At 32.6% G+C, this 21594-nt stretch carries 18 protein-coding genes and 1 pseudogene; 11 read left to right on the forward strand and 8 right to left on the reverse strand.

All coding sequences use genetic code 11. From position 1 onward, the window contains the following. Window positions 1-6: 6 nt before the first annotated feature. The 5 genes and pseudogenes from YW9_RS0104730 to fmt form a co-directional block, all read right to left on the reverse strand. On the reverse strand, window positions 7-1188 hold the full coding sequence (locus tag YW9_RS0104730) for an OmpA family protein (protein ID WP_018279042.1): 1182 nt from the start codon (window positions 1186-1188) through the stop codon (window positions 7-9). A 79-nt stretch (window positions 1189-1267) separates the two neighbouring features. Further along, window positions 1268-1558: a ribosome hibernation-promoting factor, HPF/YfiA family gene (gene hpf / locus YW9_RS0104735; RefSeq protein ID WP_018279043.1), complete on the reverse strand. Its 291-nt coding sequence runs from the start codon at window positions 1556-1558 to the stop codon at window positions 1268-1270. Between the two features lie 51 nt (window positions 1559-1609). Next, a complete protein-coding gene (locus YW9_RS0104740; RefSeq protein WP_018279044.1) occupies window positions 1610-2512 on the reverse strand; it encodes a tyrosine-type recombinase/integrase in 903 nt (300 codons plus the stop codon). A gap of 182 nt (window positions 2513-2694) precedes the next feature. Continuing rightward, a pseudogene (locus YW9_RS13840) lies at window positions 2695-3693 on the reverse strand (M28 family metallopeptidase). Window positions 3694-3728: 35 nt separating this feature from the next. Continuing rightward, window positions 3729-4676 carry a methionyl-tRNA formyltransferase gene (gene fmt / locus YW9_RS0104750; RefSeq protein WP_018279047.1) on the reverse strand — a complete coding sequence of 316 codons (948 nt, stop codon included), beginning with the start codon at window positions 4674-4676 and terminating at the stop codon, window positions 3729-3731. A 136-nt stretch (window positions 4677-4812) separates the two neighbouring features. Between fmt and YW9_RS0104755 the strand changes: the two genes are divergently transcribed. From YW9_RS0104755 to ligA, 8 genes are all read left to right on the forward strand, one after another. Beyond that, window positions 4813-5637 carry a purine-nucleoside phosphorylase gene (locus YW9_RS0104755; RefSeq protein WP_018279048.1) on the forward strand — a complete coding sequence of 275 codons (825 nt, stop codon included), beginning with the start codon at window positions 4813-4815 and terminating at the stop codon, window positions 5635-5637. 138 nt (window positions 5638-5775) lie between these two features. Then, entirely contained in the window at window positions 5776-7179 is a 1404-nt protein-coding gene (locus YW9_RS0104760; RefSeq protein ID WP_018279049.1) for a TlpA family protein disulfide reductase, read from the forward strand. A gap of 72 nt (window positions 7180-7251) precedes the next feature. Continuing rightward, window positions 7252-8790, forward strand: coding sequence for a YifB family Mg chelatase-like AAA ATPase (locus YW9_RS0104765; RefSeq protein WP_018279050.1), 1539 nt, complete (start codon window positions 7252-7254; stop codon window positions 8788-8790). 48 nt (window positions 8791-8838) lie between these two features. Further along, window positions 8839-9393 carry a hypothetical protein gene (locus YW9_RS0104770; RefSeq protein ID WP_018279051.1) on the forward strand — a complete coding sequence of 185 codons (555 nt, stop codon included), beginning with the start codon at window positions 8839-8841 and terminating at the stop codon, window positions 9391-9393. Between the two features lie 2 nt (window positions 9394-9395). Next, window positions 9396-9863 carry a hypothetical protein gene (locus tag YW9_RS0104775; RefSeq protein WP_026193823.1) on the forward strand — a complete coding sequence of 156 codons (468 nt, stop codon included), beginning with the start codon at window positions 9396-9398 and terminating at the stop codon, window positions 9861-9863. Between the two features lie 15 nt (window positions 9864-9878). Beyond that, a complete protein-coding gene (gene menD, locus YW9_RS0104780) occupies window positions 9879-11552 on the forward strand; it encodes a 2-succinyl-5-enolpyruvyl-6-hydroxy-3-cyclohexene-1-carboxylic-acid synthase (RefSeq protein WP_018279053.1) in 1674 nt (557 codons plus the stop codon). Between the two features lie 38 nt (window positions 11553-11590). Next, window positions 11591-11935, forward strand: coding sequence for a DUF2853 family protein (locus tag YW9_RS0104785; RefSeq protein ID WP_018279054.1), 345 nt, complete (start codon window positions 11591-11593; stop codon window positions 11933-11935). A 72-nt stretch (window positions 11936-12007) separates the two neighbouring features. Continuing rightward, complete coding sequence (gene ligA / locus YW9_RS0104790; RefSeq protein ID WP_026193824.1) at window positions 12008-13999, forward strand: NAD-dependent DNA ligase LigA; 1992 nt, start codon at window positions 12008-12010, stop codon at window positions 13997-13999. Window positions 14000-14077: 78 nt separating this feature from the next. Here the strand turns inward: ligA and YW9_RS0104795 are convergent, their stop codons facing one another. Next, window positions 14078-14812: a biotin--[acetyl-CoA-carboxylase] ligase gene (locus YW9_RS0104795; protein WP_018279056.1), complete on the reverse strand. Its 735-nt coding sequence runs from the start codon at window positions 14810-14812 to the stop codon at window positions 14078-14080. 29 nt (window positions 14813-14841) lie between these two features. Further along, window positions 14842-15840, reverse strand: a complete 999-nt coding sequence (lpxK, locus tag YW9_RS0104800; RefSeq protein ID WP_018279057.1) for a tetraacyldisaccharide 4'-kinase — start codon at window positions 15838-15840, stop codon at window positions 14842-14844. Window positions 15841-15942: 102 nt separating this feature from the next. Here lpxK and YW9_RS0104805 point away from each other — a divergent pair, with 102 nt between their 5' ends. The 3 genes from YW9_RS0104805 to YW9_RS0104815 all read left to right on the forward strand — a co-directional run bounded on the left by YW9_RS0104805 (window position 15943) and on the right by YW9_RS0104815 (window position 21390). Beyond that, window positions 15943-17709 carry a DEAD/DEAH box helicase gene (locus tag YW9_RS0104805; protein WP_018279058.1) on the forward strand — a complete coding sequence of 589 codons (1767 nt, stop codon included), beginning with the start codon at window positions 15943-15945 and terminating at the stop codon, window positions 17707-17709. Between the two features lie 179 nt (window positions 17710-17888). Beyond that, entirely contained in the window at window positions 17889-18647 is a 759-nt protein-coding gene (locus YW9_RS0104810) for a carboxypeptidase-like regulatory domain-containing protein (RefSeq protein WP_018279059.1), read from the forward strand. A 52-nt stretch (window positions 18648-18699) separates the two neighbouring features. Continuing rightward, window positions 18700-21390, forward strand: a complete 2691-nt coding sequence (locus YW9_RS0104815) for an AsmA-like C-terminal region-containing protein (RefSeq protein WP_018279060.1) — start codon at window positions 18700-18702, stop codon at window positions 21388-21390. A 24-nt stretch (window positions 21391-21414) separates the two neighbouring features. Here YW9_RS0104815 and YW9_RS0104820 read toward each other — a convergent pair. Further along, window positions 21415-21594, reverse strand: a 180-nt coding sequence (locus YW9_RS0104820) for a transposase (RefSeq protein ID WP_018279061.1), incomplete at its 5' end; no start/stop codon positions are given.

Genomic DNA, 21594 nt, shown 5'->3' on the forward strand with positions numbered 1-21594 from the left:
TTTTATTTATTTCAACTCAAACGTTGCTCTACGTGCGATTTGACGTGCTCTTGGAGAGGTTTTATTTACAGATGTATCTTCTCCCCTTCCTTCTGTAGATATTCTAGAAGCATCAACACCTGCATCAATCAACAACTTCTTAACAGCCTCTGCTCTTTTGTTAGAAAGAGATTGATTGTAGTTAGTTCCACCAAGCTCATCTGCAAATCCTACGATATTGATATTTGCACCAGAATTAGATTTCAAGAACTTAGAAACTAAATCAACTGCCCAAGTTGAAGATACCTGTGGTTTTGATGAATTGAAATCAAAATATGTGCTGATATAACCTTTTCTGATTAAGTCTGCCGCCATATCACCGCCGTCTTCAATCAAAGACTTCACGCTTTCTTTAGTTGCATAATTATCATTTACATAACTCTCAACTTCGTCAGGAACACCATTTCCATTTGCATCATTCATTTTATTTTGCTTATTAGCAACTTCTTGTTGCAATCCTGAAACATCTCCCTCCAATGAAGCTAAACGTTCTTCAATTTTTTCAAATCTGCTTCCTTCGTGATGCCAATCAGCGTGTTTTCCGTGTTTTCCTAAAGCGATTTGCAAACCAATTGTAGCCGCAACATTAACTCCTTGAATACCCCTTCTGTCTGATTCAGAGAAAGTATCAAACGTTCTCTGTTGTCTGGCATTGAAAAAGATTGAAGCATCTGCTAACAAAGTTACTCTGTTAGAAATTCGTAACTGAGGTGTTAAACCTGCTACGATAAACGCTACTTGGTCAGCACTTGGAAGAGCCTTGCTATTAAGTTGCCCATACCCTACCCCAGCGTGAGCAAGTAAACCTAAATCACTCGTCCACTCCTCAAAAGATAGAACTCGACCCACATTAGCAACTCCCTGCAAGTTCACATTCCAGAAACTTGATTCAAACTTATTACTTTTATCACCTTCTTCGAAAGAATCATATCCTCCTCCTAAACGAAGTCCGAATTTATTGTTAAACATATAACGAACTCCTGCGTTTGCTCCCCACAAACTTGGCGTTGATGTTGAGTATTGAGCTGAAAAAGGAGCTATTGGCTTATTTATTCCTCCATTTAAATCAACTGACCATTTGTTGTAATTTTCCTGAGCTTGAGCTCCAACAAAAATTAGCGAAGCCAAAGCAAAAATGTGTTTTTTCATACTATTTCTAAATTACTTTAATTATTCGTTGGGGCAAATATACATTTTTTTAACTCAAGAAAATCACTTTAACTATTTTTTAACGTTTTTCTTTATGCTTTAATAACATTCTCTCAAGTGGAGTTATTGAGCTATCAATTCCTTCTTCAAATGTTTTGAATTGCTTTTTAACTACTAAACTCTCTCCTGGAACGTGTACTTTTATTTCAACAATCTTATTTTCTTTTGAACTTGTATTTTCCAATTTTAAATGAACGTCTGCTTCTATTATTTTATCATAAAAATGATCCAATTTATCCATTTTTTTCTGAATAAAATCAACTAATTTTTGATCTACCGTAAAATCTACTGGGTGTACATAAACTTTCATAAACTAAACTTTTTTAAAAGGTTTAACAATCTACTTTATTTTTCACATTTATTAGTCATTTGCTCTAGGATGTGCCTTTTTGTATTGTTTTTTAAGTTCAGCCAAGCTCATGTTGGTATAAACCTGAGTCGCAGCCAAACTTGAATGCCCCAACAATTCCTTAACTGTATTCAAATCCGCTCCATTATCTAACAAATGACTTGCAAATGAATGTCTTAACATATGTGGACTAACATCTTGCTTTGTAGTCACCGCACTAAAGTACGAATTAATTATCCTATAAACAAATGTTGGGTACATTTTTTTACCATTTTTAGCTAAAAATAAAAAATCCTCGCTATTTTCATTAACCACTTCCTCTCTCATTTCAAGATACATTTTTAGAATTTCTTCAACCTGAGGAAGCATCGGTATCAATCTTTCTTTGTTGCGTTTTCCGAGAACTTTAATTTGTTTCTGACTGAAATCCAAATCATTAATTTTTAACGAAATTAATTCTGAGCGTCTCATTCCCGTTGCATAAAGCACCTCTATGATAGTTCTGTCTCGAACTTGCTCAAAATCACTCTTGTTAGAAAAACAAGACAACGCCTTTTCTATTTCTTTTTCAGAAAAAGGAAGTTTTACTTTCTTTTCTATTTTCAAAGGCATTATCCCTTTTTCAAACGGACTAACTTCAATTTGATTTGTCTTTTTCAAAAATGAATAATAAGCCTTCAAAGCCGATAACTTCCGATTGATACTTCTAAAAGAAATTGATTGATTTGAAAGCTCAATAATCCAACTTCTAACATCATCATAGGAAGCACTTCCCAAACTACATTCCTCTTCTCTCTCGTCATAAACATTCCTTACAAACTTTTCAAAAGCTCTAAGATCATTTTTATAAGCCTCTATTGTATGTTTTGAATATTTTTTCTCGATGGAAAGGTAATCCATAAACTCAACACACATTACTTCAATTATTTTAATTACACAATCAAATTTTCTACTCCCCTACATTTGGATTTTCCTGCTACGAAGATAAAAAATAAAAGAAGAAATAAGCGTTAAAAAAGAGTTAATTTTTTAAATATATGATTAATTTTTTAATACAATATCTCCAGTATTAATTAATCAATCATATGCACAATGTATTAATACTTATCGTTAGCTAATCTTGAAAAAATCAAATATGAAGCTTTTGTAATTTCCACAATTTTTTCCCAATTAAGTTTATCGGAATGATCTGTAGGTTTATGATAATCAGGATGTCCATCGGTATGAAACCACACAATTGGAATTTTATGAATTGCAAACGAAGCATTATCACTTCCTCCTATAGGATTATCCCAAGCTCTGTAATCTGGCTGTAAATCAATTTTATACTTTTGAATGTCCGACTTAAGCCAATCTCCAAAAATGGGATGAGAAGCCGTGTAAAAATACACGAAATAATTAGGTTGTTCCGGACGATTATTTCTCCCTATCATATCATAGTTCAAATATGCTTTAATTTGATTTCAGAAAGAACAATTATCTGTAAAATATTTAGAGCCAAGCAATCCTCTTTCTTCTCCATCCCAAAAAGCAAATATGATTGTTCTCAAAGGCTGTTCTCCAGACTTTTTAAATGCTTTCGCCAATTGTAATACAGCTGAAACGCCTGAAGCATTATCGTCTGCACCATTGTATATTTGGTCTCCTTCAAGATATTTATCCATTCCTAAATGGTCGTAATGAGCTCCTACAATAACGTATTCATCTGCTTTTTTACCTTTAATCATTCCCAAAACATTTGCCATTTCCAAACGATAGTGTATACTGGATTTCAAACGATTAACAACGGAGTCAACCACTGTGTATCTTTTCGATTCTTTTGACTGACTATCAGCTCTGTAAGCAGAAAAATGTTGTAAATATCCGTCAGAGAAAAATGGTTCTATCCCTATTTGCCTTAACTGCGAAACGATGTAATTTCGAGCTATACATCCGCCCTGAAATCCTGATTCACGCCCTTCCAATGCATCATCTGCCAAAAAATTGATGTGTGCCTCTGCTGTTTGTCTGTCAATACTTTTTAATCCTTCTTGAAGAGATTTTTGACCATAACAAACATAAATACAAAACATTAAATACAAAAAAATATATTTCATTTCAAAACTAATTTTGATTTATACCTAATTTATTCTCAAATGAATTTCGCTTCTTCCTCAAACGAAAATCCATTTAATAAGTCGTTAGCTTTCATACGTTTTTTACCAGGAATTTGCAATTCTAACAAATTTACAAAACCATCTTTTACCGCTACATATATTTGTTTATTTTGTACTTTTATTTTTCCGTTAGGAAAAGAATGACTCTCCTTCTGAAAAACAGCGTCATATATCTTTATATTGATTTCTTCTCCTTTGCGAGGCAATATTGCCCAAGCAGTTGGGTAAGGACTCATTCCTCGTATTAACCTCTCAATGTTGATGCCTTCCTCTTGCCAATTCACTCTGCAAGTTTCTTTATAAATTTTTGGAGCTTCTGCAAAAAACTCATTCATAGGTTGTTGCATAACCTCGTAAGTTCCTTTTTCTATCTCGTCAACCGTTTGCAATACCAAAGCTGCTCCTTGTATCATCAGTTTATCGTGCAGAGTTCCTGCTGTTTCTCTATCCGAAATCATCGTTTCTGATTGTAAAATAATCGCTCCTGTATCTATCTTCTCGTCTATAAAAAATGTTGTAACTCCTGTCTTTTTTTCTCCATTAATAATTGCCCAGTTAATAGGAGCAGATCCTCTGTAATTAGGTAATAATGAGGCGTGTAGGTTAAACGTTCCGTATTTAGGTAACTGCCAAACCACTTTGGGAAGCATACGAAAAGCAACCACTATTTGCAAATCAGGTTTTAATTCTTTCAACAAATTAACAAACTCTTCATTTTTCAAGTTTGTTGGCTGAAATACAGGAAATTGTTTTTTTTCAGCATATATTTTAACTGGTGAAGATTGTAATTTTTGTCCTCTACCGACAAGTTTATCAGGTATGGTAACAACTCCAACAACATTGTACTCATTTTCAACTAATTGTTTTAAGATTTCCAATGCAAAATCGGGAGTTCCCATAAAAATTATTCTAAGATTTTTCATTAGATATTTTTTTTTAGGAAGTTTTAAGTTGTAAAAACATTATATGCAAAGATACTATTTTTTATCGAACTTGTTATTTGTATAAATCTTTATTTTTACTTATCTTTGCGAATAGAATCATATAAAAAGACAGATTATGGAAATCAACGAAAAAATAAATGAAACCGCACGTATCATACAATCTTACATTTCGGAACACACTCCTGAGTTTGCAGTTATCTTAGGCTCAGGACTTAGCAAACTGCAAGATGAAGTGGAGGTTATTTCAGAAATAAAATATTCAAACATTCCAAATTTCCCAAAATCGACAGTTTCAGGACACACTGGGAAGTTAATTTACGGAAAGATAGAAAATCGTTATGTTTTGATGATGGCAGGTCGGGTACATTATTACGAGGGATATTCTATGCAGGAAGTTACTTTCCCTATTCGTGTATTCCACAAACTGGGTATCAAGCGATTAATACTTTCGAATGCTTCTGGAGGAGTAAATCCAAACTTCTCAATTGGAGACATTATGATTATTCGTGACCACATTAATTTATTTCCAGAACACCCCCTGCGAGGCAAAAATTTAGATCAATTTGGAGTTCGATTTCCTGATATGAGCAAACCTTACAATCACGAAATGATTGCTCAACTAGAAGAAATTGCAAAAAACAACAATATAAAGGTGCAAAAAGGTGTATATGTAGGTTTGCAAGGACCTTCATTTGAAACTCCTGCTGAGTACGGAATGGTTCGTATTTTAGGAGGAGATGCTGTGGGAATGAGTACTGTTCCTGAGACAATTGTTGCCAGACATCAAAATATGGACGTTTGTGCCATTTCTGTAATCACAGATTTAGGAGGCCCTGAAATTTCACCAAACGTTTCTCACGAAGAAGTGCTAAATGCAGCAAATAAAGCAATGCCTAATATCATCTTATTGGTAAAGAATCTTATAAAAAACTACAGATAACACATATAAAGTGTTAAAAAACTCTGATAAAAGATAAATTTTCACAATCTTTTGTCAGAGTTTTAATTTTAACTTTTCCATAACAACCATATATTTCCCTTTTACCTAATTTTGCACCTTAATTGATGAGATGATTAAATGATGAATAGGCTACTACTTTTACTACTACTCCCCTCTTTTTTAATTTCTTGCAAGAATACTAAACAACAGGATTATGCTTTCCTAAAAGGCTTTTTCCCTAACGCAAAAGACTCACTAATTATCCTGTATCACAATAACAATCCTATTGATACAGTGACTTTCGATGAAAATAAAAAATTTTCATTACGTTTGAATCTTAGTGAGGGAGAGTTGTATCATTTTGAAGTAGATAACAACTACCAATATATATTTTTGGAGCCAAAAGATAGCCTAATTATTTCTGCCAATGCACTAAATTTTCACGAAACGATATCTTTTTCTGGAAAAGGTGCTGCAATTAATAGCTTTATATCACAGCAAACTAACGACTTTGATAAGGAAAACCTAACACTAAAGAAGTTTAACTTATTACTGCCCGATGATTATAGAAAAAAAATGGATTCTGTCTATAAAGCGAAAGTACAAATGTATGATGCATTTGTAGCAAAAAATCCTGAGCTTTCTGAAAAAGCAAAAAATATAGCTTTGGTTAGTTCTACTTTCCCGTTATACAAGGAAATGGAAACTTTTGCCTTTGTATTTCAAAAAGATAACCGAAATCCTACCAAAGGTTTTCTACTACCAAAGAATTTTTACGATTACAGAAAAAAGATAAATTTTAATGACCATTTCTTGGAATATTATCGCCCATACTACGGATATATGGTTATGTTTATCAATAATTTAGCTTTAAAAAAATTAGGATTAAAATCTGAGCGTACTGACGTTAACAGAGAGGAGGATTTCCACCTAAAAAAAATTAAAGTAATTGATAGCATTTTTCCTTCTGGAAGTATGAGAGATAACTTGTACAGAAATGCCGCTTACTCATATGTATTTAATATTCAACACAATGGAGAATGTCAATGTTATGTAGATGAGTTCAATAAATACAATCAGGATAACATACACAAAGCAGAATTGGAATCGTTCTTCAAAAGCACAATAGCTTTACAAACAGGAAGTATGCCTCCTAATTTTGAAGTTATTGACCTCAAGAAAAATCTTACAAATTTATCTAGAATAGTAAAACCTGAAACCACTGTATATTATTTCTGGTCTGTAAATCAGCCCGAAATGTCGAGTCTAATATTCAACAGAGTTTTACAATTGAGGGCATTATTTCCTGATATTCAATTTACTGGAATTGATGTAGGGCAAGACGTTGAGGAATGGCTCAAAAAAGCTCCTTCCGTTCAAGGTATTGAGCAATTTCACGCCACTGATTTTACGGATTTATCACGTAAATTTCTTATAAATAATATTAGTAAGTCCTTTATACTTGGCAAAGACACACGAATTATTTCAGCTTTTGAAAGTATATTTAGCCCCAATATAGAGAAAATACTCCTTAATAATTAAATAGTCTTTCTAAAAAAGCACTTGTTTTTATGTTTTCTTTTGAGTACTTTTGTACTTAATTTTTTTCAGTTTATGCTTGTAAAAATATACGGAAGTGCTGTTTTTGGGGTAGAAGCCACCACCATTACCATTGAAGTCAACATTGATAAAGGCGTTGGATATCATTTGGTGGGGCTACCTGATAGTGCCATTAAAGAAAGTAGCTATCGTATTGGAGCAGCACTACAAAATAACGGCTACAAAATTCCTGGAAAAAAGATTACTATCAATATGGCTCCTGCCGATATGCGAAAGGAAGGCTCAGCGTACGATTTAAGTTTTGCTATCGGAATTTTAGCCGCTAACGGACAAGTACAAGCTGATGATTTAGAGAGATATATCATTATGGGTGAACTTTCTTTGGACGGAAGTCTTCAGCCTATAAAAGGAGCTTTGCCCATTGCCATACAAGCACGTAAAGAGGGTTTTAAAGGCTTCATTCTACCTGCTCAAAACGCCAAAGAAGCTGCCATAGTTGATAATTTGGAAGTTTACGGCGTTGAAAATATCAAAGATGTGATTGATTTCTTCAACGGAGAAAAAAATCTCGAAAAAACAGAAATCGACACTCGAAAAGAATTCTTCAAAAACTTGGATTTTCCTGAATTTGACTTTGCAGATGTTAAAGGACAAGAATCCATAAAACGATGTATGGAAATTGCAGCGGCAGGTGGGCATAATATCATTTTGATTGGTCCGCCTGGTTCAGGTAAAACAATGTTAGCCAAACGATTACCCAGTATTCTTCCACCAATGACCCTACACGAAGCATTGGAAACCACCAAGATACACAGCGTAGTGGGGCGAATTAAAGATAGTGGATTGATGAGTCATCGCCCATTTCGCAGTCCGCATCATACCATTTCAGATGTGGCTTTGGTGGGCGGAGGTGCTTATCCGCAACCAGGTGAAATTTCGTTGGCTCATAATGGCGTTCTTTTCCTTGACGAACTTCCTGAATTTAAGCGTTCCGTATTAGAAGTGATGCGTCAGCCCTTGGAAGACAGAGAAGTAACCATTTCAAGAGCTAAATTTTCTGTTACATACCCTGCTTCATTTATGTTGGTGGCGAGTATGAATCCGAGTCCAAGTGGCTATTTTAACGACCCCGATGCTCCTGTTACCTCAACACCTGCCGAAATGCAACGTTATCTAAGCAAAATTTCAGGACCTTTGTTAGACCGAATTGATATCCATATTGAGGTAAATCCTGTACCTTTCGAAAAACTTTCGTGTGAGCAAAAAGCTGAAAGTAGCAATGTTATCCGTCAGCGAGTGATTGAAGCACGAAATGTTCAGACACAGCGATTTAGTGAATATCCTAACATTCATTACAACGCACAAATGAACACCAAACAAATCCGAAAATATTGCAAATTGGACGAGGCTTCGTTAGAACTTCTCAAAAATGCAATGCAACGGCTGAATCTTTCTGCACGTGCTTACGACCGAATTCTGAAAGTAGCCCGAACCATTGCTGATTTGGAAAAATCCGAAAACGTAAAACAACATCACATCGGAGAGGCAATTCAATATCGAAGTTTGGATAGAGAAGGCTGGTTTGGAAAATAACCAATAACTATCTGTTTTATAAGAATTTTATAGCTAATTTAAAACATTATGAAAGCATATTTTTCAATAATTTTAGTAGTATTCTTTTTTGCTTCGTGCAAATCGGATAAAGAATTAAGTCCTAACGATGCGAAACTTCTCATTTCAGCATATTTAGGAGAAAAACCTTTATACGAAACTGGAAAGTTCAGCACTGACAAACAACGTCTTGAAGCTAAGAAAGATAAAGAACTCATTAAAGCCATTGAAAACTTAGTTGATAATGGATACGTCGAAATTAACAATGAAAAAGTCAGAAAGAAATGGTTCTCAAAGGATAGTGTGTACATAGTTGAGCCTACACTGACGAAGGCATCATTACCCTACATCGTAAGTCACAATAAAAAAACTTCTATCGTAAAAACAATCATTTACAAACTAAATGAAGAGCAAATAAATATAGAAAAAAATAACGAAAAAATAGCTATTTGCACTGCCATATTGGATAAGGAAAAAACTCCATTCTATCACTTTGGTAAAGACCCAAATCCAAAATTGATGTTTATCAGTCGTAAATTTAAGCTAAAATATGATGAAAACTCTGGTTGGAAAATTGTAAAATAGATATGAAAAATTTAATCTCCTTGACACTTTTCCAAGCCCTATCAAGTGTTATTTCAAGTGTTTTAATTTCAAAAATGTCATTCATTGGACGCATCGGCATCAGCACGATGTATCGTGAATACTTGATTTTCAAAACGTGGTGGAAAACAGCTTTGTTACTTTTTACTATACAATTTGTGTTAATTTTAACAATACAACTTTCCAAAAAAATAAGTCCAAAAATTAAAATTTCAACCTGTATTCTATTCATTATCATAGGAATAGCAGGTACATACCTTACATATGTTGATTTTACGACTACCAATCATAAAATGATGAAATTCAGCTTCCATTCTGGGTTTTATTTATTTTGGCTAAGTTGGTTTATAACTTGTGTATACTTTTTATTTTTTGATAAGACAAAAAAATTAAATAAGACAATTCCTGCTGATATTTTAAAAAACACAGAACAAGAATCCATTCAAGATTAAACAATTAAACTCATTATGAAGCGACCTGCCATAGAACTCGCACAAATGGTTATTCTGGCTTGTAAAGCGAAAAATATAAACCATATTGTAATATCGCCTGGTTCCAGAAATGCTCCCCTAACTATCGGGTTTTCAAACGATTCCTTTTTTACCTGTTACAGCATTGTTGACGAGCGTTGTGCTGCATTTTTTGCATTGGGAGTTGCTCAGCAAATCAAGCGTCCTGTAGCAGTTGTCTGTACCTCTGGCTCAGCTCTGTTGAATTACTATCCTGCTGTAAGTGAGGCTTTTTATAGCGACATTCCTTTGGTTGTAATTTCTGCTGATCGCCCTTTGGATAAAATTGATATTGGAGATGGACAAACCATTCGTCAGCAAAATGTTTTTGCCAATCATAGTGCTTATAACGCAAATTTATCTGACAAAACATCAAATAATAAAAGTAATGAATATGAGCTAAATAGGGCTTTAAATACAGCTATAAAACAACAAGCTCCTGTTCATATAAACGTACCTTTCGAAGAACCTCTGTATCTAACTACAGAAGAATCATATTCTTTTGAAAATCAAATCATTGAAAAAATAGAGCCTTATATAAATCCGAAAGGAAAAGCGGATTTTGTTAAAAATTGGAACAAATCGGCAAAAAAAATGGTTTTGGTTGGTGTTTTAGCTCCTAATAGTCTGGAAAAAAGGTATATAGAACTTTTAGCCAACGACCCTTCTGTTTTGGTTTTAACTGAAACAACCTCAAATCTTCATAATGATAATTTTATCCCTTATATTGATAAATTATTGACTTTCACAGAAAAAGATAAAACTTTGAAAGAAGAATTACGTCCAGAATTATTACTTACTTTTGGAGGTTTGGTTGTTTCAAAAAAAATAAAGGAATTTTTACGAAAATTTCAACCTAAACATCACTATCACATTGATTTATACAAAGGTTATGATTCCTACTTTTGCTTAACAAATCATTTCCAAACAGATATAAATTTCTTTTTTGATTCTTTAAGTTCTGAATTACAAAAAAATGATTCAGAATACAAACGCAAATGGCTTACAATCAATGAAGAAATACATCAAAAACATTTAAAATATATTTCTGATATTCCGTATTCTGATTTAAAGATATACAAAGAAATATTTAAAAAAACACCTGATAACCAATTAGTTCAATTAAGTAATAGTTCCACAATTCGTTATGCGCAACTTTTCAAGCTAAATCCTTCTTGGAAAATTTTTTGTAACCGAGGCACAAGTGGTATTGATGGAAGTATATCAACTGCAATTGGTGCCGCAGTAGGAAGTAAAACCCCTACTCTACTGATTACTGGAGACTTAAGTTTTTTCTACGATAGTAATGGTCTTTGGAACAGATATACTCCAAAAAATTTCCGTATCATACTGATTAACAATCAAGGAGGAGGAATTTTCCGAATTTTGCCAGGAGACAAATCTGATAAAAATTTTGAAACATATTTTGAAACCCCTCACCAACTTACTGCAGAACATTTATGCAAAATGTATCAGTGGGGCTATTCTCAAACAAATGATTTAGAGTCTTTAAAAATTGAATTAAAAACTTTCTTTAATGATTCTGAACGTCCTAAACTATTAGAAATCAACACTCCTCGTTTAGAAAACGATAAAGTTTTGTTAAACTATTTTCATTTCTTGAAAAATTGATTTAGCTTTACGCTTTAATTATTAAAACAAAAGTCAATATGAGTAAAAGAGACGAACTTATTGAATTGTATGCCAAAGATTTAAAGGAGAAATGTGGTGTAACACCTGATTTAGACTTCTTAAAAAAAGTAACGATTGGTTTGGGACCTTCAATCTATAATGCTGATTCATCAACAGTTGCAGGTTCAGACAAAACTGAATTGGATCGTGTAAAACAAAATTTCTTAATCAAAAAACTTGGTTTGAAGGATGGTCCAGAATTGGATAATGCCATTGAATCTGTAATCGAAACGTACGGAAAATCAAACAAAAGTAAATATCGTGCAGTTGTTTACTATCTGTTGGCAAAGCATTTCAAAAAAGAAGGAGTTTACGAAAAGTAAAACTTAAAAAAATTAGAAAAGAGCTATCGAAAAAGATAGCTTTTTTTGATTTATAAATTCAATGTTATGAGTATAAAAATTAAAATTGAGCAACTCAGATCAGAACTCAATCAACATAATTACAACTACTATATTTTAGATAATCCGACTATTTCAGATTATGAATTTGACCTGAAATTAAAAGAGTTACAAGAATTAGAGAAAACTCATCCTGAATTTTATGACGAAAATTCTCCAACGGTTCGTGTAGGTGGAACTATTACCAAAAATTTCAAAACTATTGCACACGAATTTCGGATGTATTCGCTTGATAATTCATACTCTAAAGAAGATTTAGAAGATTGGGAAAAACGAGTTATCAAAGCGATCGGCATCGATAAAATTGCCTTTACCTGTGAGTTAAAATATGATGGGGCTTCGGTAAGTCTATATTATGAAAATGGAAAGTTGATACAAGCAACCACACGAGGAGACGGTTTTCAGGGAGATGAAATTACGGCTAATGTACGTACCATCAGAAGTGTACCTTTACAATTACAAGGTAATTATCCCGAAAAATTTCACATACGAGGAGAAATCATCTTACCTAAAAAAGGATTTGAGCAAATGAATAAAGAGCGTGTAGATGCAGGTGAAGACCCATATATGAATCCTCGAAATACCGCCAGTGGAAGCCTCAAATTACAAGATACAGCCGAAGTGGCTAAACGGCCTCTTGATTGTTTACTCTATTCTTTGATTGGAAATACTGGAATATCAACACAATACGAAGGACTACAAAAAGCACGTGAATGGGGATTTAAAGTTCCTAAAGAATCCAAATTATGCCATTCTACACAAGAGGTAATGGATTTTGTAAATTATTGGGACGAACATCGTCACGATTTACCTTATGAAATTGACGGAGTGGTAGTAAAAGTAAACGATATTCAACAACAAGAGGAATTAGGATATACCTCAAAATCACCACGTTGGGCAATTGCTTATAAGTTCAAAGCTGAACAAGTAAGTACAATATTGGAAAGTATTTCCTATCAAGTTGGGCGTACGGGAGCCATCACCCCCGTTGCTAATCTGAAACCTGTTTTACTGGCTGGAACCATCGTGAAAAGAGCTTCATTACATAATGCAGACCAAATTTCGAAATTAGACGTTCGTGTTGGTGACTCAGTGTATGTAGAAAAAGGAGGTGAAATCATTCCAAAAATTGTAGGTGTAAATCTTGAAAAACGTCCTGAAAATTCTAATCCAACTATCTATATATCAAATTGCCCAGAGTGTGGAACAGATTTAATTCGCAATGAGGGAGAAGCACAACACTACTGCCCTAATACCAATGCCTGTCCGCCTCAAATTACTGGAAAAATACAACATTTTATTTCCCGAAAAGCAATGGATATTGAAGGTTTGGGAGGAGAAACAGTGGAGTTGCTTTTTAGAGAAGGACTTATAAAAAATTATGCAGATTTGTACGAAATCATCATTCCGCAGTTGTTGCCTTTGGAACGTATGGCTGAAAAAAGTGCTGAGAACATAGTTAAAGGTATTGAAAAGTCAAAAGAAATTCCGTTTGAACGTGTGCTTTTTGCCCTTGGAATACGTTATGTGGGAGAAACTGTAGCAAAGAAATTGGTCCGTCATTATAAAAATATTGATAACTTACAAAATGCTACATTAGAAGAACTTACACAAGTAGATGAAATTGGAAATCGGATTGCAGAAAGTATTATTTCTTTCTTTAGTGATGAACAGAATCAACTTCTTATAGAGCGATTAAAAAATCACGGATTGCAATTTTCAGTTTCAGAAGAAAATATACAAAATCAAACCGACAAGCTAAAAGGTTTAACTATTGTAGTATCAGGAGTTTTCCAGATTTTCTCTCGTGATGAAATTAAAAATCTGATTGAACAAAACGGCGGAAAAGTAGGTTCATCTATCTCATCTAAAACCAGTCACGTAATTGTAGGGGATAATATGGGACCAAGTAAAAAAGAAAAAGCAGAAAAATTAGGTATCCCAATGATTAGCGAAACTGATTTTCAGCAAATGATTGAAAAATAATAATTATCAATATTTTCTTTTTCATATCGACCTCTTTTCTGAGGTCGATTTTTCTTTTATAAATCAAAGCACTAAAAATCAATACAATAATTGTATCTCCTTTAAAGCAAATTGTTTGATTTCTTCATTTTCTGTTTCAACAAGAAGCTCCCCTGAAGGAAGTGCACCTCTTATGATTCCTGAAAAATCTTTTCCATTTTTCGGACGAAAGGCAGAAATTTTATTCAACTGGAAAAGGTATTTTTGATAAATTGGATAAATATCTGCAAATTGCGATTCTTCCAACTTTGTGAATTCTTTCTGTAAATTGAAAAGAATAGATTTCATAACAGACTCTATATCATATTGTTTTCTAGTGATTTTTTGAAGAGATGAGGCTCTTGGCAATTCAGAAAAATCCGTCTGATTAATATTCAAACCTATTCCTATAATACTTTTTTCTATATTCGTACCTCTAATCACATTTTCAATTAAAATTCCACCTATTTTGTGTTTCTCTAACAAAATATCATTAGGCCATTTTATCTTTACATTTGAGATTGCCATTTCTTCAATAGTTTTCGCAACGGCTATAGCTGTGAGCATATTCAGGAAGAAATATTGTGTTAAATCAAATTTCTTATGTAAAAATAAAACACTAAAAGTCAGATTTTTAAAAGATTCAGTTACCCACTTGGCTCCATACTGCCCCACTCCATTAGTTTGATTTGGAGTCCAGACAACTAAAAAATTTGGCAATTTTTCTTCTGAATTTGCTAATTTTTTTAAATAATTATTGGTGGAATCTATAGTATCAAGTTTAATAATATTCATATTTAGTGGCAAACTAATAAAACAACAAACTAAATGTTTAATATTTCCCAAAAAACACTTTCTTCAGATTTACTTACAAACTCAGTTTCAATGGGCAGATAATAAATATTAGTTAATTGATTTTGCAAACGAACAAAATCTTTTTCCGTAGTTAATATTCGTGATTCTTTTTTCAATTTTTCTATTTCTGAATTTGTGAAATTATGATGGTCAGAAAATTGTAAATGTTTGTAATTTGCCTGATTATCATCTAAAAACTGAATTAACGGAAGAGGATTCGCAATTCCTGTAACAACCACAAAAGGTATCTTCAAAAAATCGTGTAAATTAATCGTTTCTTTTTGTGAATATATCTTTTTAGAGTAAAAAATTGTTGTAAAAACCACCTTTTGTGTTACATTTCTTTTCAATTTTTCTTTAATTTCTTTACGCTTTTCCTCCGAAATATTGGTCGGACATTTAGTAACAACAACCACATCTGCCTTTTTAGCTCTTGAAACAACATCTCTCAAATTTCCTGTTGGCAAAAGATAATCATCTGAATATAAGTTGTTATACGAAGTTAATACAATATTCTTTTGAGCTTTTATCCTCCTATGCTGAAAAGCATCGTCAAGCAAGATAACATCAGGAGGATTTTGCAATTTTAGCAATTTTTCAACACCTCTAACTCTATCAGAATCAACTGCCAAAATAATTTCAGAATATTTTCTCCAAAATTGAAATGGTTCATCACCCAAATCAAGAACTGTCGATTTTTCATTTGCAAGTACAAAGCCTTTTGTCTTTCGTTTATAACCACGACTGATAACTCCTATTTTTTTATGAGGTTGAAGACTTCTTATCAAATATTCCACCATTGGAGTTTTTCCCGTGCCTCCAATACTCAAATTTCCTACACAAATAATTGGAACATTGAATGTTGTAGAACTAAATATTTCATAATCATACAACAAATGACGTAAACGAACTATCACTCCGTACAAAATGGAAATTGGAAAAAGTAAATAACGTAAGAATTGTATCATTTTCGTTTTTTTGCAAAAATAAATTATTTAGAACAATAAAAAACGAAAAATTAACGATTTTTTCCCAATTAATTGATTACCTTTGCCCCGTAAAATTTATATATGAATTCATTTAAACAATTAGGGCTTAGTGAACCTATACTCAAAGCCGTAGCTGATATGGGCTTTGAAAATCCTTCTGAAATACAACAAAAAGCAATCCCTTCATTACTTTCAGAGAACATTGATATGGTTGCTTTGGCACAAACAGGCACAGGAAAAACCGCAGCATTTGGCTTTCCTCTTTTACAAAAAATAGACCCAGAAAATCGTGAAACACAGGGGCTTATTCTATCTCCCACACGTGAATTGTGTTTGCAAATAGCATCAGAATTAAAGCTTTATTCAAAGTACATCCCAAAGGTAAATGTGGTTGCTATTTATGGTGGTGCAAGTATTGAAGAACAGGCTCGTAACGTAAAAAAAGGAGCTCAAATTATCGTTGCTACTCCTGGACGTATGCAAGATATGATTCGTAGAAATTTTGTAAACATCTCAAATATAAACTTTTGTATTTTAGATGAAGCCGATGAAATGCTGAATATGGGTTTTTACGAAGATATCACTTCCATTTTATCACATACTCCAGATACGAAAAACACGTGGCTTTTCTCAGCTACAATGCCTAACGAAGTAGCTAAAATTGCTCGTCAGTTTATGTATAAACCTCTCGAAATTACAGTGGGAGCAAGAAACCAAGCCTCAAATAGTATACGTCACGAATTCTATGTTGTAAATGGACGACACAGATATGAAGCACTAAAACGATTGGCTGATGCAAATCCTGATATTTTTTCTGTTGTTTTTTGTAGAACAAAGAAAGATACACAATCTGTTGCAGAAAAATTAATTGAAGACGGATATAATGCAGCAGCACTACACGGTGATTTGAGTCAAAACCAACGTGATTTAGTAATGAAAGCATTCCGTGCCAAACAAATACAAATGCTAATAGCTACAGATGTAGCGGCACGAGGAATTGATGTTGATGATATAACCCACGTTATTCATTATCAGCTACCTGATGAAATCGAAACATACACTCACAGAAGCGGACGCACAGGAAGAGCAGGTAAATCAGGTGTGTCGATGGTTATTATTCCTAAAAGCGAAGTTAAAAAAATAAAAGCCATTGAAAAAATCATTCAGCAACCTTTTGAACTGAAAAAGCTACCGAGTGGAATTGAAATCTGTGAAATTCAACTATATCATTTAGCTAATAATATCAAAAATGTAACTGTAGATCAAGCTATTGAGGATTATTTACCTGCAATAAATGATGTTCTTCAAGGGGTTGACAGAGAAGAACTTATTAAAAAAATGGTTGCAGTGGAATTTAACCGATTCTTCAACTACTATAAAAATTCAAAGGATTTGAATAACTCGGAAGAAAAAGACTTTAATTCGAATGACAATGAAGTCCGATTCTTCATAAATGTAGGAGAAAGAGATGGTTATGATTGGAAAACTTTAAAAGATTTCCTAAAAGCAACTCTTGATTTGGGAAAAGATGATGTTTTCAAGGTAGACGTAAAAAATAGTTTCTCTTTCTTTAACACTGAAGCAGAAAATACTGATTTGGTGATGAATACATTCAATGATTTTCAATTAGATGGTCGCTTTATCAACGTAGAAATTTCATCAAAACAAGAAGGAGGAAGAGAACGAGGTAGAAAAAGTCAGAAAGAAAAAAATAGAGACTCAAAAGGCAGAAAACGCAATGATAAAGCTCGTAATTCTTCTGAAAAACAATCTTCAAAAGGAAAAAGAGAGCAAAAAACCTCACAAGCTTTTGAAAAAGCCTTCAATAAAAGAAAAAGACGAAAATAATTCCATAATGCTTTGATTATTAAGGAGTGGAGAGATATCTTCACTCTTTTTTAATACTCTACAAAATTTGTTAAATAAAAACAAAAAGCAAAACAGTTTATCATTTATTTGTTTTATTTTCATATCTTTATCCTTTGATTATATGATAAGATTGTAAAATTCAGAGTAAAAAACATTATATGAAAAAAATACTATTCATACTAACAATTGTATTTGTTCATCTTGCAACTGCTCAAGAATCTGAAGTTCAAGGAAATGTATTCAGTGTACAAACAAACAAACCTATCCCCAACGTACATATTTTGAACTTAAACAAGGTTAGAGGGACAACCACTGACAACGATGGTAATTTTAAAATTCGTGCTGCAATAAATGACACTTTGTATTTTTCATTTTTAGGACATAAATCAATGAAAGTGCAGGTAACCAATGATATGCTCAAATTTTCTGGAACTAAAATTGGTATGACAGAACTTGCTTACGCATTAGAAGAAGTGGTTATAACTCCTTATAAATTAACAGGTTTCTTAGATATTGATGCAAAAAATATCCCTATAAATGAGAACAAGCGTTACAGTATTTCAGGTTTAGAAATTGGTTATGAAAGTCGTTCAGGCTCAAGTGCTATAAATCGTGTTATTGGATCTATCTTCAATCCTGTTGATTTTCTTTATCGAACATTCGGTTCAAAAGGAAGAGAAATGAGAAAACTGCAAAAAATGCGTGAAGATAACCAGTTAAGTGACCTTCTTGCTACAAAATACGACCGAGAAACTTTATTAGAGTTACTCCAAATAAGCCGAAGTGAGCTGGAAGATGTTATCCGTTCGTGTAACTACTCAAATGATTTCATATTGTCAGCCAATGACTTACAGATTCTTGAAGCTATCAGCAGTTGTTATGAAGAATATCGAATTCTAAACCGAAAAAACAAATAGCGTTGTATTCTTTCTCTAAAAAATCAAATAATTCCAGAAACAAAACCTTATAATGAAAACAGAAAAAAAAATTTTCAAAATCGGAAGTATAATTCTGATTGTCATAATTTTAGCAATGATAGCAATTCCTTATCTCTTTAAAGATACTATCAAAGAAAAAGCAATTGCTTCAGTAAATAAAAATATTAATGCGGTCGCTTCTTTAGAAGATATTTCTGTGAGTTTGTTCAGAAACTTTCCAAGAGCTTCTATCGCTCTTACTAACTTCCAGATTATCAACAAAGAACCTTTTGCAGGAGACACATTATTTTCTGCTAAAGAAATGAATTTAAAGGTAAGCATTACTGACTTAATTTCAGGAAATTACAACATTCTTGGGTTCGATTTGAAAGACGCTTCTGTCTTTATACATTTCAATGAAGAGGGAAAAGGAAATTACGATATTGCTATTCCTTCTGAAGCTACGACAAGTAAAAGCAATGACCCAAATTCTTTCAACCTAAAAATCGAATCCTATTCAGTCAAAAATATGAATTTTACTTTTAAAAATGATGATGGAAATATGCTTTTAACCCTTGATGAAATCAATCATAAAGGGAAAGGAAATTTTTCTAATGAAATTTTGGATTTGGAAACAAAAACCACTGCAAATATCTCTTTTTCGATGGATAAAAGCAATTTTATGAATAAAATTCCCATTTCATTAGATGCTATTTTAGGAATTGATTTGAACCAACAAAAATATACTTTCAAAGAAAATAAAGCTGTCATTAATCGATTAGACCTAGTTTTTGATGGATTTATACAACTACTAGAAAATGGACAACGTTACGACCTGACTTTCAATACTCCTTCTTCTTCTTTTCAAAACTTTTTAGCTCTAATTCCAGAGCAATATTCAAAAAGTATTGAAAATGTGAAAACTACAGGAAATTTCACCGTCAATGGGAATGTAAAAGGAGAATTCACAAAAGAGAAAATCCCGACTTTTGGCATTGAAATGTTTTCACAAAACGCATCACTCAAATATCCTAATTTACCTAAAACGATACAAAATATTAATATTGATTTAAAGGTAAATAACGATACCGGAATTTTGGATGATACAAAGGTTAATCTGAATAAATTCACGATGACCATTGACAAAGACCATTTTTCTGCACGAGCAAATGTGGTTAATCTGATTAAAAATCCCTATATAGATACTGATTTAAAAGGAGTTATAAATTTAGCAAATCTCTCTCAAGCATACCCTATATCTCTGGATAAAAAATTATCAGGAATATTAAAAATGGATATTTCTGCACAATTAGATATGAACTCTGTAGAAAAACAACAATACCAGAATATAAAAAGTCAAGGAAATGCTTCTTTACAGCAATTTGTGTATGATGGGGAAGAATTCGCAAAACCATTCTATATTAATGACGCTGGGCTAAATTTCAGTCCTTCACATATTGAATTAAGTAGTTTTTCAGCAAAAACAGGTAAATCAGACATCAATTTAAAAGGAAGATTTGATAATCTTTACGGATTTCTATTTAAAAAAGGAATTTTAGAAGGAAATTTCGTTATGAAATCAGATAAATTAGCTATAAATGACTTTTTACAACCTTCATCTGCACAAAAAAACACAGAATCAGAGTCTAAAACCACAGAAAATTCTAAGGACACTTCTCCTAAAGCTACATTAAAAATTCCTTCTTTCTTGGATTGTACATTTTCTGCTAGTGCCAACACTGTAGTTTATGATAATTTGGAACTAAAAAATGTTAGTGGAAAATTGATTGTCAGAGATGAAAAAGTTTCGTTAGAAAATTTAAGTACAGATATTTTTGGAGGAAAAATTGCTATAAGTGGAAATGTTTCAACGAAAGAAAGTATTCCTGATTTTGATGTTAAATTACTAATGAACAAACTCAATGTCCCTGAAGCTTTCAAAAATATTGATATGTTGGCAAAAATAGCTCCAATAGCCAATGTCGTTCAAGGTTTTATAAGTACAGACATCAATGTTAGTGGAAAATTAAACGATGATTTAACTCCAAATTTGAATACAATTTCGGGAAATTTATTAGCTTCGCTTATTAATTCCAGAGTTAAAACTGAAGAATCACCTCTACTTTCATCTTTAGATTCACATTTTTCGGGTTTGAATTTATCAAACTTAAATCTGAATGACTTAAAAATATCCTTACAATTTGAAAATGGAAAAGTAAAATTTAAGCCTTTTACTCTGAAATACAAAGATGTAGCTATCAATGTAGATGGTTCACACGGCTTTAACCAAACGATGAATTATCAACTAACATTCAATGTTCCTCCTCAAATGCTTGGAAATGAAGCTAATTCTCTACTATCAAAACTGACACCTGAAAACCAGAAAAAAATTAATAACATTCCTGTGATTGCTTCTGTTGAAGGAACTTTCAAATCACCTAAAGTATCAACCGATATGAAACAAGCTGTTACAAATTTGGTTTCTCAGATAGCAGAAGGTCAAATTAACAATTTGAAAGCCAAAGGAACTGATGCACTAAAAACTCTAATTTCATCAAAAACAGACTCTACAACAGCAGGAAAAACGAGTAAAATTGTTGATGGGTTAATCAATAATAAAGATAGTGTAATTACCAAAGCGAAAGAAGAAGTTAAAGAAAAAGCTAAAGAAGAGGCAAAAAAAGAAGCTAAAAAACAGATAAACAATTTTTTGAAAGGATTGGGAGGAAATAAAAAAGAATAGAAATTTACTTGTTTACAAACTTGTTTAAACTTTTCGAATAAATGTTAGTATAATCCCTATATACAACATAGCCATCCAAGTTGTGTTTAGGGTTTCATATCTTATAATCAATCTTTTAAAACCATCAAGCCACGCAAAACTCCTCTCTATTTTAAACCGATTTTTATATAATTCTTCGTCAAAATAAATGTTTTCATTTTGTCC

It is taken from the genome of Capnocytophaga cynodegmi DSM 19736 (assembly GCF_000379185.1).
GTDB lineage: Bacteria > Bacteroidota > Bacteroidia > Flavobacteriales > Flavobacteriaceae > Capnocytophaga > Capnocytophaga cynodegmi.

What these genes read in the sequence shown, in the direction of transcription:
- YW9_RS0104760 (WP_018279049.1), top strand. Translation starts at nt 5,776, where the DNA reads ATGATGAATAGGCTACTACTTTTACTACTACTCCCCTCTTTTTTAATT.
- YW9_RS0104805 (WP_018279058.1), top strand. Translation starts at nt 15,943, where the DNA reads ATGAATTCATTTAAACAATTAGGGCTTAGTGAACCTATACTCAAAGCC.
- YW9_RS0104770 (WP_018279051.1), top strand. Translation starts at nt 8,839, where the DNA reads ATGAAAGCATATTTTTCAATAATTTTAGTAGTATTCTTTTTTGCTTCG.
- lpxK (WP_018279057.1), bottom strand. Translation starts at nt 15,840, where the DNA reads ATGATACAATTCTTACGTTATTTACTTTTTCCAATTTCCATTTTGTAC.
- YW9_RS0104815 (WP_018279060.1), top strand. Translation starts at nt 18,700, where the DNA reads ATGAAAACAGAAAAAAAAATTTTCAAAATCGGAAGTATAATTCTGATT.
- YW9_RS0104765 (WP_018279050.1), top strand. Translation starts at nt 7,252, where the DNA reads ATGCTTGTAAAAATATACGGAAGTGCTGTTTTTGGGGTAGAAGCCACC.
- YW9_RS0104755 (WP_018279048.1), top strand. Translation starts at nt 4,813, where the DNA reads ATGGAAATCAACGAAAAAATAAATGAAACCGCACGTATCATACAATCT.
- YW9_RS0104795 (WP_018279056.1), bottom strand. Translation starts at nt 14,812, where the DNA reads ATGAATATTATTAAACTTGATACTATAGATTCCACCAATAATTATTTA.
- hpf (WP_018279043.1), bottom strand. Translation starts at nt 1,558, where the DNA reads ATGAAAGTTTATGTACACCCAGTAGATTTTACGGTAGATCAAAAATTA.
- YW9_RS0104775 (WP_026193823.1), top strand. Translation starts at nt 9,396, where the DNA reads ATGAAAAATTTAATCTCCTTGACACTTTTCCAAGCCCTATCAAGTGTT.
- fmt (WP_018279047.1), bottom strand. Translation starts at nt 4,676, where the DNA reads ATGAAAAATCTTAGAATAATTTTTATGGGAACTCCCGATTTTGCATTG.
- menD (WP_018279053.1), top strand. Translation starts at nt 9,879, where the DNA reads ATGAAGCGACCTGCCATAGAACTCGCACAAATGGTTATTCTGGCTTGT.
- YW9_RS0104810 (WP_018279059.1), top strand. Translation starts at nt 17,889, where the DNA reads ATGAAAAAAATACTATTCATACTAACAATTGTATTTGTTCATCTTGCA.
- YW9_RS0104730 (WP_018279042.1), bottom strand. Translation starts at nt 1,188, where the DNA reads ATGAAAAAACACATTTTTGCTTTGGCTTCGCTAATTTTTGTTGGAGCT.
- YW9_RS0104785 (WP_018279054.1), top strand. Translation starts at nt 11,591, where the DNA reads ATGAGTAAAAGAGACGAACTTATTGAATTGTATGCCAAAGATTTAAAG.
- YW9_RS0104740 (WP_018279044.1), bottom strand. Translation starts at nt 2,512, where the DNA reads ATGTGTGTTGAGTTTATGGATTACCTTTCCATCGAGAAAAAATATTCA.